Raw genomic sequence first — 13,447 nt, forward strand, 5'->3', positions numbered from 1 at the left:
AAGTGAAAATAGGTGGAAAGGGTAAATCATGACAATTGACTTTGGCAGACGAATCATAGGTCCGCGCGTCGCAGCGTTCCGCAACGACCGATCCCGCTGGAACTTGGCGAACCTTTTCGCCGGTGAACGTCGCCGTTTGGTCGAACTCGATGCCGAGATCGACCGGCGCGCTTACGCATTCGCGCCCGCCGACCGCAACCTACAGGAACGCGCACGGCGCGCGATGACACAAGCCGCAGAAATCGCACTCACGGGAAGCTACGCGAAATGAACCACGACAACAGACGACCGATCAGCGCAGCGACGCGCGCAGACATCACCGGTCGATTTTCGACACTGACTGACTCAAGCCTGAGCGGCGAAACCGATGATCCCGCGCTGGCTGCTATGGCCGAACAGATCCTGTCTGGCCTGTTGCACGCCGATGGTTTGGCCGCACAGCACTACGAACGGAAAGCGCCGGGCTTCCTAGCCGCGCATCAGTCGGTTTCGTTCCTGCCCGAGCTGGCGCGGATCGCCGCAAACGCCGTCGCAGCGGATCGCCAGATGATCGACGGCGACGACGGCGGGCCGTGGGTGATCTTCACGACGCGACCGGGCGAACGCTACGCCCTGGCGACTCCCGGCATTCTCGACGCGGCGCTGGACACGGTTGCCGGTGACATCGCGTGCGATCTTCGCCGCAGTTGGGGCGGAAACGGTTACTGCGTGTCCGACATGAATATGTCGAAACGGCACAAACTGCCACCCACCGATAAAAGCGGAAAGATGCTGAATCGTCCGTTTACGTTTCTGTTCGCACATGGCGAATATCTCGTTTTGTCGAGAATCTGCATCGACTGCTGGATCGATTTCGTCAAACACTACGAAATCAAAGATGTACGAATTCAGAATCCTTGGGAAACGCTCGGATGACCGAAGCGCAACACCCTTCACGGGTCGGTGACCGTGTTCTAAATACGCTCTACCACAGTGTATTTCAGCCAGAACTGACGAACCCCGACCGGGGAAACGAGGAAAGCCGGTCGGGGTTCGATCACGGTGTTCGGTCACCGCAGAACAAGCACTTTCGAGAATACCGCGTCGGTCCCTGAATTTCACAGCCCCGTAGGTAAATTGAGCAAAGAATTAGCGGGCCGATCATTCCCACAAGATCGGCCCGCCGCAGCCACCCCGCAACAAAGGTAACTGATGACCATTACACCACAGGTCAATGACAAACTCGACAGACCTGCGCGCGTTTTGCAATTTCCGCCCATTGGTCGAATCGATCCGCGCGACATCATCGCGACCGGTCCGATTCCGCTCAGCGCCGACGATCTCGCGTTCGACTGCGAGACGGCGCAACGCTGGGCGACGCGTCGCGCGGACCTGGCGGCAACGCTGGCCGCGCTGCCGATCTTCGGCGGCAGCATGCCCGCCGACCGCGAGCACCAGGGCGACGCGGTGACCGCGATCCCCGACGTGGCCGGACAGGACACGCCAACCGCAGCGCTGGCGTATGCGAACGCGGGTATGTACCTGATACCGACCAGCGCCGATAACATCAAGAACCCCGGTTCGATTCTCGGCAAAGGCTGGCAGGACAAGACAAGTCGAAACCGGGCGCAGATCCGAAAGTGGTTCTCCGACCATCCCGGCGCGGGCATCGCGTGGGACGTTGGCCGGTCCGGCGCAATCGCCTTCGATCTCGATTGTGACGACAAGCCCGCCGACATGAGCGACGCCGTTTGGACGGCGCTGCAAACCGGCGCGATACACACAACCCGCCAAGGCGGATCGGCGCGGGCACACTACGTTTTCGCGTGCAAGCCAGACGAGTTCGGCAACGGCGCGGGCGCATTCGGGCGATGGGGCGAAGTCCGATGCAGCAACGGCGTGATCGTTCTCGCGCCGACACCGCACCCCGACGCCGACACGAAAGGCGGTTCCTACCGCTGGCGCAAGTCCGGCGAGTTGCCGCCGTTGCCCGATGTACTGCGCGGTCTGCTGTCCAGTGCTGCGCAAAACGACGATCCCAAAACGCCGGCCGAACTGACCAAGTTTCTCGGCGCGCACGTCCGCGACGATCAACCGCGCGGATTGCAAGGCCATCTCACAAGCTTCGCCGCAGCGGTCGAACGCGGAGAGTCTCGCCACGACTCGATGACCAAAATCATGGCGTGGGCTTTCCGCGAATCGCTCATCGGGCGATTCGGTGCCCAAACCGCCTATGACGCTCTCAAACTCGCGTTCTACCGCGCCAAACCGGAGACCAGAGGAACCGGAGAGTTCGACCGGATCGCTCGGTGGGCGGCAGCGCAAGCCGAAATCGCCGATCCCAACGAAACCCGGCAGCGCGTCAGTCGCGACACCTACGCCGATCCGTTCGAACCGATTCGATCGGATCTGGCCGATTTCTGGTCGTCGTCCCCGCAACTGTCGGACTTGCGCCAGTTCGCGCAAGCGCGGCTGGTCGGCCCGATGTCCATGTTGGGTAACTCGCTGGCGCGCGTCGTTGCGTCGATCCCGCCGAACGTCGTCTTGCCGCCCATCGTCGGTGGCGTCGCCAGCCTGAATCTGTTCGTCGCGCTGGTCGGCAAAAGCGGTGAAAGCAAGTCGGCGTCAATGCGCGCCAGCGCCGATTGGTTGCGGATCGAACCGAACTACCAACCGTCCAAACCCGGCAGCGGCGAAGGGTTGGCGAAATGCTTCGCCTACAAGTCGAAACTTGCGGGTGGTAGCGGATGGGTACAAGTCGGCAAGCAATGGTCAGTGCTGGCGCAGATCCCCGAAGTGGACACTTTGGCCGCGACCGGCAACCGTAGCGGTTCGACCATCATGAGCACCCTTCGCGAAGGCTGGTCGGGCGAACGTCTCGGCCAGGACTACGCGGGCGATGACAAGCGGATCATTCTGCAAGACAACCGATACCGGCTGTGTTTGAGTCTCGGTGTTCAGCCGTTGCGGGCCGCGCCGATCTTCGATGATGCGGACGGCGGCACGCCGCAGCGGTTCGTGTGGTTTTCGGCGGTCGATCACGACTTGCCCGATGTCGAACCCGACCCGCCGCCAATGCTCGATTTGGGCCGTTGGGAAGACGGCACTTCGAGCGCTTCCGGCACCAACTCGGCGGCGCTGGTCGATCCGGATATCGACCGTAACGCCAATCTTGCGGTTCCCGCCGACCCGGCAGAGTTCGACATTCTGACGGTTCCCACCATTGCCGAGCGCGAGATCAGAGACGTTCAGCGCGCGATCCGGCGCGGTCTCGGCGGCGTCGATCCGCTCGACGGGCATCGCTTGCTTGTTCAGTTGAAAGTGGCTGCCGCGCTCATGGCGCTGGAAGGCCGACGCCACGAGATCACCGAATCGGATTGGCAGCGCGCCGCCGTCGTGATGGCAATGTCAAACATCACGCGCAAGGCGGTGCGCGATGAACTGGCGTCGAAGTCCCGAGAGCTGAACCTCGCGCGTGGTCGCGCCGAAGGCGAACGCGAGATCATCAAGTCCGACGTGATCGCCGAAGACCGGCAACGGGTGTTCCGCATGTCCGAACGGATTCGGGAAGCGCTCAAGACCGACGACGGCCAAACGTTGTCGAAGTTGCGCAAGGCTCTTGCCGGTGGAAATCGCAACCGCGATGTTTTCGACAAAGCCGTTGTGTTCGCTGCCGACAACGGGATGGTTCGACGCGAAGACTTCACGGCGCGCAACGGCCAAGAGAGCGCGCGGCTATGGCAGATCTGAGCGCATCTAGCAAACATATTATGCGTCCAGCAGCGGTGAGGGTCCGAAGGGGGGAACAGGGGAACAGTTCCACCCTTCGCGCGAAAAACTGTCGCCGACCGATTTCCAAAACCCCAGGTCAGACAGATTCATTCATCGCCTATATGGAGCATTGGCACGGGGTTTCACAGTCGAAGGGGGGAACGTTCCCCCGTTCCACGCTTCGCGGCCAGACCGGCGCAGATGTGGCGCGGAGCAAGCAAACAATGACGGGCACGGAAAGGGCCAGGCAATGGAGCTGATCACGACGGAAATCGAACCAATGGACGAAACCGGACCGGCACGATTTCGGAGATCGCCAAGCACGCTGAATGCTCCAAAGGCGCCGAAAGGGATGGAACCGTGCACAGCCGAACTGTGCACGAATCTGCCTGCGACGCAAGGTGGTCTGTGTCCTGGGCATCGGCGAACGCTGATGCTGACGGCCAAGATCTCTGACGCGGTTCGGGAGTTCCTGAACTCGGCGAACATTCCCCCGAACACTGAAATCGGATTGATCGAAAATCAGGTGATGGAAGCGGGCGAATATCTGGCGCAAGGCTTGGGGTTACTCGCAACCACACAGTTTGACGAACAACTGATTTGGGATTCTTTGCCGATTCACATCGAACCCGAAAAGTGGCAAGGGCGATGGCGCGTTGAGTTCGTATGGAAGATCGCCGATAGCGGCGAAACCGAAGACATCGGAGAAATCAAAAATGATGAGATCGGAGTGAAAGCGGGATGAGTAAGAAAGCGTTCAAGTCGAATCCGACGAATCCCAAGGTTCGGGCAAGTTCGAACATGATTCGTAAGGGAAAAATGCAGATCGGTAAACCACAGGGCGGCAAACCACAAATCGGCAAACCGACCAAATAGAAAAATCGACGAAACTACCGGAAACGCTGAAAGGCAAGCACATGACTGACTACGACGACGGCCAGCCCAACGGCCAGGACGACAACGACAACGCCGAGCACCCTTCGAACTCTGCACCCATCGAACCCGTCCAGCGGCACCAACGGAAATGCACCGCGCACAAGACAAACGGGCAGCCCTGCGAACGCTGGGCCATCGCTGGTGGGCGAGTGTGCCCATCGCACGGTGGACGCGCGGCGCAGGTTCGGCGCAAAGCGCGGCAACGGCTCGAAGAAGCAACCGACCGAATGGCGAAAGAACTACTCCGGATGGCCGTCGATCCCGGCGTTTCCGACGCCGTGAAACTGCGCGCGATCACGGAAGCGCTCGACCGTGGAAATCTGTCGGCAAAGACTGAAATCGAAGTCAGCGCAAAACCTTTCGAGCAGATCGCAGAATCGGCGGCAATGACGCTCGAAATCACGTCGCGCGCTGAGTTCCGCCGAGCGCAGGGAACCGAAGACGACGACACCGACGCCGACGATCCGCTGGCGGGTTTGCACGCGGCAGACGTTGCGAAAGTGACCGCTGACGAATCCCGGCGACGTGATGCGATCCGCTATGACGCAAGTGATTCCAACGTGATCGATGCTGAAACGGTCGAAATCGACGGCGATGTCATCGATTACGGCAATACGATCACACCAGGCGACTACGAACGCGAACCCACCCGCCCTGGCGGGTTGGCGATTGACCCGCTGACGGGACGGCCACACTTCGATCCGGCAGACTTCGACGGCCCGATGACGATGGAACAGGCGAACGACGTGGTTGCCGAGATGAACCGGCGCAACGCCGAGCGCATGCACCGTGAGCGGGCCGACGCGGGCCGCGCCGTCGTTCACCCGGTACGCCGAGCGCTGCCACGCGGCAGGTCGTGACGGCAGCACGACGGCAGACTGTCACAGTATGCGGATTGACCGGAATACGTTGCAGCACAGTGCAATTCGGTCCTTTTGTGGCCAGGTCAACCGACAACCGCAGGTAAGCAACCTGCCGGGGTTAACGCGCTGACCAGCGAAAACAACCGAATCGACGGGTCATCTACCTATCCGCTACCCATGCCTCAATCCGGCGGATACAGCGCGGCCCACGTTTCGACGGATGGTTGCAAGCGGTCGGGATACAGGATCGGTCGATCTGTGTTCGTCGCGTGGTTCTGGGCTTGCGCTTCGAACAGGGCTACCGCGCATTCAGCCATCGTCACAGCGATGTTGACGGACTCAACGATCATTCGGGCCATTTGAATCTCGCCGTTCGGCATGTAGTCGAGCGGCCATTTCAGACCATGCACAATCGCCGAATTGAGGTTGTAGAACCGCGCGGCAACATCTTCGAATCCGTAAGCGTTGCCGTACAGGTCGGATGGATCATGTTGCGGCGGATGCTGATCAAGCCACTTCGCCGCAGCGGCAACGACAAAGCCGCCGTCAGACACGTTGGCTTTCGGGGTTTGTTGCATACCCTGTTTCAGCATCTCCACGCGCTCATCGAACAGCCGAACATGTTCGAGGAACTCTCGATACGCGACTGACTGTTTTGTGTCGGGGTATTGATCGAACCGCTTACGCGTCGATCTGTGAAACGCACGTTGCGCGTTCAGCTCGGACGCGGTGAAACGCACACTGAGACTTCGCCTCATAGCTCGGTCGGGATTCGATAACAGCCAGATCGTCGTTGCCGCCGATTCGGCTGCCATGCGGGTCAGCGTGAGGTTTGACGACGTGTGGTGATCGCCAGAACCTTTGCGGTCGCCGGAGTCGTCTCTACCGTCGATCAGCTCGGACACTGCGGTGAGGGAATCGATGGCGTTGATAATCGGGAACAGTGCGGTTCCGCTCACCATGTCGCCCGCGTAGTCGGTCATGAAACCGTCGTCATCGTTGGCAAGGCTGCTGCCGGGATCGACCAGTTGGCGCTTTACCTGCATCGCCCAAGGTTTCAGTTCCGCGCCGCGCTTCGCCTTCGCGTTTGTGCGTTGCAGTATCTCGACTCTCTGTGCTCGGTTCGCCACTGCCGCGAACAAGTCCGCCAGTGTCGGTTGGTTCACAGTGCGTCGGCCAGGGCGGGTGGGTCGGTGTGCTCGGACGCTGCGGCCAGTTCGGCAAGTGCGTTGGCCGACAGGTTCGCCGCCACGATGGCATCGCGCCCGTCTTGGGAATGCTGGTAACGCAACGCGGCGTCAACCGTCTTGTGCCCGAGTCGCGCCATGTTTTCGGTCAACGTCGCAACCTGTGCGTTCTTCGAACCGGCGAACCGGCGCAAATCGTGGGCCGACAGATCTTCGCGTCCGACCGATGCGGCAGCTTTCTTGAACACGTCCTTATTAAACACACGGTCGTTCAGATGGCACCCGCCACGCGCCGGTTTGAACAACAGCGCTTCGGGGTCAGAACCGACGAACCGCGCAAGGTGGTCTTTCACGTCGTCGCGAATGTGGGGCGGAATCGTCACGGCGCGCTCATCTTCATTGCCCTTGGTGCTGTCGATCCGGCAACGGCCCGCTTTCGCCGCACTATCGGTTTCGTCGGCGTTGGGGTCCGCGCGATGTGTGACCGCGCGGGTAACCGTCAGCACTTCGCACTTACGGTCAAAGTCCTTACGGCGCAGCTCGGACACTTCGCCGAAGCGCAGACCGCACCAGCCGGCCAGCAACACAAGCGCTTTGAATCGTGCGTTGTTTTCGTCGGCACCGAGCTTGTCAGCGATGGCATGCAGTTCGACGGTCATCGCGATCTTGACGCGCTTTTTCGTCTTCGGATTCATCGCGCCGCGCACATCGCAGGGATTGCGGTCTAACAGACCGTCGCTGACGGCGGTATTGCAGATCATGTTGAGGATCGAATACGCGTGACCGTTGCGCGTCGCTTTGGTCTTGTCCAAACCGGCGAACCACGCGCGCACGGCGGTCGTGGTCAGATCTCGCACGGGCAGATATCCCAAACCAGGTTCGATCAGCTGCGACCACTTCGCTTCATATTCGATGCGCGTGCGCGGTTTGAGGATGCGCGCGTCGATCACCTTTTTGCCGTACTCGGACAGTCTGACCGTTTCGGCTTTCTGTTCCTGCGCGCGCTGTGACGGCGGTTTCCACGGTTCGTCAGTTCCGGCGCGCCGTTCGATGTTGTCCTTTTCGCGTGCAAGCCAGCGTTCGGCGTTCATCTTGGTTGTGAAGATTTCCGGCGCGTAGTGCCGTCGCCCATCTGGGCCGACGAACGACGCTTGGAAACTTGGCCGCTTGGTCCGTTGTTTCTTGATGCTCCCCCATGCGCGGTGTCCCACTTTCGCGGCCATTTCAGATTCTCCCGATCTCGTGTTGGTGCGCCCGTCGCGAAATCGTCGGAACCGATTTCTGAGTGAGAGCAAACCAGATTTTCCCTGTGGTTTCCGCTAGGAATCCTGCGGCCCTTGGGCGCTGACCTGCTGCGTTGCTGCCATCTACCCACCAGCTACCCATGCACAACAGCATAACGGTTGCGAAGTGCGCGAAATGCGCGAACCACCGAACGGGTCAAACCTGTTGCAGGACAAGGAAAGTGCTGGTCAGACTAGATGTTTGCTGGAAATGCGTCCGCAGGTTCGAATCCTGCCGGGGGCACTCTTTCCATCAGGCGATTCAGCCCAGCAATGCAGGCAGTGGAACGTGCATCAATCCACAAGCTGCGCGTAGCAGTTCGGCCTCCGCTGCTGTCACAGTGCCGTCGTCGAGGACTGAGATCACCATCGCCTCCACGAGTGCCTCTTTGGCCTTCGGTTCCAATGCGTCGATGGCGGCCCAGCCGTCGTCAAGCGTCTTTTGCCAGCTGAAGCGACGCGGATTGTCAGGCGTCGCCGCATCGCCGTACAGGTGTCGCAGCGCACCATGAAGTGCTCGCGTTGCCGTGCCTTGGTCGCCGCCGCTCGCCGCCGCGAGCGTCGCCAACAGGGTTGTCACCACCGGGCGCACGTCGTTCAGCGAGCCGTTGCCGACCTTGCTGCGACGCGAGGGGTCGGCCGCGTCCTGCAGGTAGTTCCACACCAGGCGGGTGACGCAGTACTCGAAAATGGTCACCGAGCCGTCGGCGACGGCGAGATCGTTCAGCGCCGCGACCAGCCGGTCGTGATAGTCGCGCGGATGCGCGGCCAATTGCGGGAGGGCGAGGCCGACGAAGGGCAATCGAAGCTCGCGAGGCAGCTTCGCCATCCGGTCGGCGAGTGCGGCCGCCTCTTGTGACGCTGCCGGCCAGAGGCGCTGAGCCAACGACGCGAGCTGCTGCACCCGGAGCGGCTCAGTGGCAGGCGCGAGAAGCAACGCAATCACGGCAACCGGGGCGGTGGTCGGCTGGGTTGCCAGTAGTCGCACGTCGTCAGGCAATCGCGCGTGCAGCGCGGCGCCGTATTTGAGGTCAGCCGGGGTGAATGTCCCCGCGCGGGCGACCACCTGTTCGGGACTGATGACCTGCCTGCCGGGCGCCGCAACCGACTCCTCCCGAGTGGGGAGCGAACGGCCGGCCGCCGTTCCGGCGGGCGCGAATCCGGCGGCGAAGTCCTCGGCCAGCCCGTCGGGCGGCTGCTGCGCATACCGTTGCTGCAATTCCGCGATCTCACGTGGGTCGAAGCTCGGATTGAGCGCCTTCACACGGTCCACCAACGGCGGGTGCGTCGCGAACAGTGAGGCGAACGACCGCCGTGCTCCCTCTCCGAACAGCATGTGACTGACCTCAGCCGCACTGCGGGAGTCGCTGAGCCGGGAGCCGGTCGGAATGCCCCCGATCTTTTTCAGCGCGCCCTCGAGCCCGTCGGTCTGCCGGGTGAACTGCACCGCAGACGCATCGGCCAGCCACTCGCGCTGGCGCGACACCGCCGCCTTGATCACGTTCGCGAAGAACACACCGATGAACCCGAGGACCATCAGCGCGAACGCAAACGCCAAAACGGGGAGCGCTCCCTTGCTGTCGCTGCCACGACCGCCGAACTGCAGCGCCCGCAGTCCGATCATGCCGATCAACAGAATTCCGGCGAGCAGCCCGATGAGTCGGATGTTCAGCCGCATGTCGCCATTGAGGATGTGGCTGAACTCGTGCCCGATCACCCCCTGCAACTCGTCGCGGTTGAGCTGGGCGAGCGCTCCTGCGGTCACCGCGATCGCCGCGTCAGCAGGAGTGAATCCGGCGGCGAACGCGTTGATCCCCTGCTCACGCGGCATGACGAACAATCGCGGTACCGGCACGCCTGAGGCCAGCGCCATCTCCTCGACGATGTTGACGAGCCTGCGGAGCTGCGGATCGGACGTGGTCGGGTCGACGGGTACGGCACCAACCGCGGCGGCGACCGCCGCTCCTCCCTGCCGCAGGGACAGCGTCTTGAAGAGCATGCCGCCGGCGATGACCAACAGCGTGACCGCGGTGACCACGATTACGACGGCGACAATGGCTGACGTGTCGACCTCTTTGTGATCCGAACCGAGGTAGAGCATCGCGACCACAGCGGCACCGTCGATGGCCGCGACCAACGCCACCACGGCAGCGGCGAAGAGGAACACCAATTTCAGCGTGGTGCCCCTGGCCGCCCGCTGGTGGTCGAAGAAGTTCATGACCGTAGGTCGGTCAGAACTGAACCTTCGGGGCGTCGCGCATCTCCGGGCGCTCCGGTGGGATCTCCAAAAGCGCTGCGGGAGCGAAGTTGAAGATCCCCGCATACAACGTGCCCGGGAAGGTCTCCCGCTTGTTGTTGTAGTTCATCACCGAGTCGTTGTACGCCTGCCGGGCGAACGCGACCCTGTTCTCCGTGGAGGTCAGCTCTTCGGAGAGCTGCATCATGGTCTGGCTCGCCTTCAAGTCGGGATACTGCTCGACGACCACATTGAGCCTGCTCAGTGCGCCATCCAACGCCTGCTGCCCAGCCGCCAGCTGCTGCATCGCGGCCGGGTCGCCCGGATTGGCTTGCGCAGCCGCGAGGCCGTTCATTGCGGCCCCGCGTGCCGCCACGACGGCCTCGAGAGTCTGGCGTTCGTGCGCCATATACGTCTTGGCGGTCTCGACCAGGTTGGGGATCAGCTCGAAACGGCGCCGCAACTGGACGTCGATCTGCGCGAAAGCGTTCTTGTACGCGTTGCGCGCGCGGACCAGACCGTTGTAACCAACGATCACGAAAACCACGAGCAGCACGACTATTACGACGACGACAATGATGCCGATGGTGAGCCCCACGACGTTATACCTCCAGGTCATGCCTGCAAAGTGTTCGCCGAATCCTAGCTGCTGGCCGAGCCTGTCGCGGGGATTCTCGTTGGCGCAGAATATTGAGCGACGGGTTGTTCATGGCGATTGAGCCGGGCGCAATGCTTCTTTCGGCCCCGCAATCCCATCCCGGCTATCGGAGAAATCGCTGAATTCGCCCTTCGACAACGGTGATTCGGCGATGCGACCACCCTGTACCACTTGCGAGCAACGCAAGCGCTTTGAACCGAACCCGACTGTCTGACAGTAGGCTGCAAACGTGACCGCTCCCCAAACTCTGCGCGCGATGTCGGGCCTTCCGCTGGCCCCGGTCAGCCTGGCTGATTCGACGCTTGTCCTGATCGACTGTCAAAACACCTACACGCAGGGTGTCATGGAACTCGAGGGGGTCCAGGCAGCACTCGACGAAGCTGCGGCGCTGCTGGATCGTGCCCGCAGGGCGGGAACGCCCGTCATTCACATCCAGCACGACGATGGCCCTGGCTCGCTCTATGACGTGGAAGGCGAGAGCGGTGCGATCGTGGCGCAAGTGGCCCCACGCGACGGCGAGCGGGTGGTCATCAAGAACTATCCGAACTCGTTCGTGCAGACCGACCTCGACGAAATCCTCAAGTCCGCGAACGCGTCCAGCCTCGTGCTCGCCGGATTCATGACGCACATGTGCGTAAATTCCACGGCGCGTGGGGCTTTCAACCTCGGCTACTCGCCTACAGTTGTCGCCAGCGCCACCGCGACGCGGGCATTGCCGGGTGTCGGAGGTCAGACGGTGCCTGCGAAAGTCTTGCAGTCAGCAAGCCTGGCCGCGCTGTCGGATCTGTTCGCGGTGGTCGTGGCGGACAGCGCGGCGATACCCGACTGAAATCGATCGCAAGACCCTGGACTTACGCGTGCCCATCCCGAGCGGGAAATCGTCGGCATCCGGCGGACACCGGTCCGCATGACGTCCGACGGCAACTTTTTGAATTTACAAAAACCTTCAGCAGCGTTAATAACCGAGCTTTACGATTTACCCATGCTGACCTCGATAAAGTTGGTGGTTGCCATAGTCCTATCCGCACTCACGCTGGCGCTGACAGGGTGCTACTACACAGCTCTTCCGGCCGACCCGGTCACCCCCGTCGGTTGACGGCCGGAGGCTGAGGCCACGTCCTCAGCCGGTTGTCATCACCAGCGGACAAACGACGCCGCCTGAGTCTGCACGCTGCGATCCGCAGTCGCCGGACGGCGCCGCAGGGGAGTTTGTGCTCAAGCACCACGTGCCAGTCCGCCAGCGTCCGATAATGATCTTGTGCGGTCGAATGACGCAGGCGAGGGCGCGGGCAAAGCCTTCGTTCAGGCGGCCTGCGTCATCTGCGCGATCGCGGCATTCGCGCTGGCTCTCTGGACGTATACGGACGTATCCATGTTCGGGTTCCCCGACGGGTATGTCACCGACTATCAGGAGGCGGCAGGCAGACCTCTGACGATCGTTGCGTGGGTGTCGGCAGGTTTAGGGCTGGTCTTCTTGGCGCTCGCGGGCTCGCCCATCCGGCCTCGTGTGCGCACAGTCGCCTGGCTGGCCGCGCTGATTGCGCTCGCCCTTCTCGCCACAACCGCACGCCTCGGCGTCCCTTGGTATTTCGGAACCCACCTCGGACTGGACAACGGAATCGGCGGGTGAGCAGTTCGCCGCTAGTAGGCCAACCCGGACACCATCACACCTTGTGGGTCGTAGTCGGCCCGGACGGATACCAGGCGATTGAGATTGTCACCGAAGTACTTTTCGGCGGCGGTATCCGGCTCGAGGTAGTTGACATATCCGCCGACTGAGTGCGCCTTCACCTTCTGGTGCGCACTCGCCAGCCAGGCGTTAGCGGCCTTGGTGGTCTCCGGTGTCGACGGCTCCGAGTACCACTGGATGCAGGCAGCATCGCGCCGCCACGGGAATGCGGTCGCATCGGGCGCGAGGTCGCGGATCGCCCCGGTAAGGGATTCGATGACAGCGGTGGCCCCGCCCACCTTTGCCGGCCATGACTTCGTGGCAGCGACGATCGCTTGCGCCGCAACGGGAGTCAGCTCCCCGATGATGTCGGAGCCCGCCACGAAGGGACGCGGCCTGCTCGCGCCGGCGCCACCCTCGAAGTAGCGGAGGAAGTCCAGCCGGCCGCGTGTGCGGATATCGGTTGTCATCGGCGACTTCCCTACGGCCGCAACGAGTTTAGCGGCGCGCGATGCACCCGCTCCCGCAGGAGTGGCCAACACGACGGTGCATCCAGCGGCGGTGGGTCCGACGGGTATGTTGATCAGGCCCCACGTCGCGCGGTCCGATGCCGCGAGCCACTCCCCCCAGCCCGCGATCACGTCAGCGACGGCGGGATCTGCGTACCTCATGGTGACGACGTCACGGTCTACCGCGGGATACGTGCGGAATGAAAACGACGTCGTGACACCGAAATTGCCGCCACCGCCGCCGCCAATCCGTTGGGTCGGGCTTCGGGGTCACCGGCGAGGAGGGTGCCGGGGTCTCCGGAGACGGCGTGTGACAGCCGCTCAGCAGTGCGCCTGCTGCCGCGCCGACGGCACCG

General features: G+C 62.3%; 12 protein-coding genes. 7 read left to right on the plus strand and 5 right to left on the minus strand.

Annotated features, from left to right (window positions below; translation table 11 throughout):
• Nucleotides 1-136: 136 nt before the first annotated feature.
• The 5 genes from H7J93_RS17205 (at nt 137) to H7J93_RS17230 (ending at nt 5,546) form a co-directional block, all read left to right on the plus strand.
• On the plus strand, nt 137-271 hold the full coding sequence (locus tag H7J93_RS17205) for a hypothetical protein (protein WP_267307510.1): 135 nt from the start codon (nt 137-139) through the stop codon (nt 269-271).
• Entirely contained in the window at nt 268-915 is a 648-nt protein-coding gene (locus tag H7J93_RS17210; protein ID WP_064868305.1) for a hypothetical protein, read from the plus strand. The genes H7J93_RS17205 and H7J93_RS17210 overlap by 4 nt, the downstream gene beginning before the upstream one ends.
• Before the next feature lie 600 nt (nt 916-1,515).
• On the plus strand, nt 1,516-3,729 hold the full coding sequence (locus tag H7J93_RS29560) for a bifunctional DNA primase/polymerase (protein ID WP_504928439.1): 2,214 nt from the start codon (nt 1,516-1,518) through the stop codon (nt 3,727-3,729).
• Between the two features lie 271 nt (nt 3,730-4,000).
• Nucleotides 4,001-4,495, plus strand: coding sequence for a hypothetical protein (locus H7J93_RS17225; protein ID WP_131810226.1), 495 nt, complete (start codon nt 4,001-4,003; stop codon nt 4,493-4,495).
• Between the two features lie 439 nt (nt 4,496-4,934).
• Nucleotides 4,935-5,546, plus strand: coding sequence for a hypothetical protein (locus H7J93_RS17230; protein WP_267307513.1), 612 nt, complete (start codon nt 4,935-4,937; stop codon nt 5,544-5,546).
• 185 nt (nt 5,547-5,731) lie between these two features.
• Here the strand turns inward: H7J93_RS17230 and H7J93_RS17235 are convergent, their stop codons facing one another.
• The 4 genes from H7J93_RS17235 to H7J93_RS17250 form a co-directional block, all read right to left on the minus strand.
• Entirely contained in the window at nt 5,732-6,691 is a 960-nt protein-coding gene (locus H7J93_RS17235; protein ID WP_225503529.1) for a hypothetical protein, read from the minus strand.
• 20 nt (nt 6,692-6,711) lie between these two features.
• Nucleotides 6,712-7,959, minus strand: coding sequence for a tyrosine-type recombinase/integrase (locus H7J93_RS17240; protein ID WP_064868315.1), 1,248 nt, complete (start codon nt 7,957-7,959; stop codon nt 6,712-6,714).
• Nucleotides 7,960-8,281: 322 nt separating this feature from the next.
• Nucleotides 8,282-10,237: a M48 family metallopeptidase gene (locus H7J93_RS17245; protein WP_267307514.1), complete on the minus strand. Its 1,956-nt coding sequence runs from the start codon at nt 10,235-10,237 to the stop codon at nt 8,282-8,284.
• Nucleotides 10,238-10,250: 13 nt separating this feature from the next.
• Nucleotides 10,251-10,874 carry a LemA family protein gene (locus H7J93_RS17250; RefSeq protein WP_267307515.1) on the minus strand — a complete coding sequence of 208 codons (624 nt, stop codon included), beginning with the start codon at nt 10,872-10,874 and terminating at the stop codon, nt 10,251-10,253.
• A gap of 268 nt (nt 10,875-11,142) precedes the next feature.
• On the opposite strand from H7J93_RS17250, the gene H7J93_RS17255 reads away from it, so the two are divergent.
• Nucleotides 11,143-11,742 carry a cysteine hydrolase family protein gene (locus H7J93_RS17255; RefSeq protein WP_267307516.1) on the plus strand — a complete coding sequence of 200 codons (600 nt, stop codon included), beginning with the start codon at nt 11,143-11,145 and terminating at the stop codon, nt 11,740-11,742.
• A 429-nt stretch (nt 11,743-12,171) separates the two neighbouring features.
• Nucleotides 12,172-12,543 carry a hypothetical protein gene (locus H7J93_RS17260; protein ID WP_267307517.1) on the plus strand — a complete coding sequence of 124 codons (372 nt, stop codon included), beginning with the start codon at nt 12,172-12,174 and terminating at the stop codon, nt 12,541-12,543.
• An 11-nt stretch (nt 12,544-12,554) separates the two neighbouring features.
• Here H7J93_RS17260 and H7J93_RS17265 read toward each other — a convergent pair whose 3' ends face one another.
• Nucleotides 12,555-13,253 (minus strand): BBE domain-containing protein, encoded by a 699-nt coding sequence (locus H7J93_RS17265; RefSeq protein WP_267307518.1) that lies wholly within the window; start codon nt 13,251-13,253, stop codon nt 12,555-12,557.
• Nucleotides 13,254-13,447 lie beyond the last annotated feature (194 nt).

The organism is Mycobacterium barrassiae (assembly GCF_025822765.1).
Lineage (GTDB): Bacteria > Actinomycetota > Actinomycetes > Mycobacteriales > Mycobacteriaceae > Mycobacterium > Mycobacterium barrassiae.

Bases quoted from the DNA above. Each gene is read 5' to 3' on its own strand.
- H7J93_RS17230 (WP_267307513.1), top strand. From the start codon at position 4,935: ATGGCCGTCGATCCCGGCGTTTCCGACGCCGTGAAACTGCGCGCGATC.
- H7J93_RS17225 (WP_131810226.1), top strand. From the start codon at position 4,001: ATGGAGCTGATCACGACGGAAATCGAACCAATGGACGAAACCGGACCG.
- H7J93_RS17250 (WP_267307515.1), bottom strand. From the start codon at position 10,874: ATGACCTGGAGGTATAACGTCGTGGGGCTCACCATCGGCATCATTGTC.
- H7J93_RS17265 (WP_267307518.1), bottom strand. From the start codon at position 13,253: ATGAGGTACGCAGATCCCGCCGTCGCTGACGTGATCGCGGGCTGGGGG.
- H7J93_RS17210 (WP_064868305.1), top strand. From the start codon at position 268: ATGAACCACGACAACAGACGACCGATCAGCGCAGCGACGCGCGCAGAC.
- H7J93_RS17240 (WP_064868315.1), bottom strand. From the start codon at position 7,959: ATGGCCGCGAAAGTGGGACACCGCGCATGGGGGAGCATCAAGAAACAA.
- H7J93_RS17245 (WP_267307514.1), bottom strand. From the start codon at position 10,237: ATGAACTTCTTCGACCACCAGCGGGCGGCCAGGGGCACCACGCTGAAA.
- H7J93_RS29560 (WP_504928439.1), top strand. From the start codon at position 1,516: ATGTACCTGATACCGACCAGCGCCGATAACATCAAGAACCCCGGTTCG.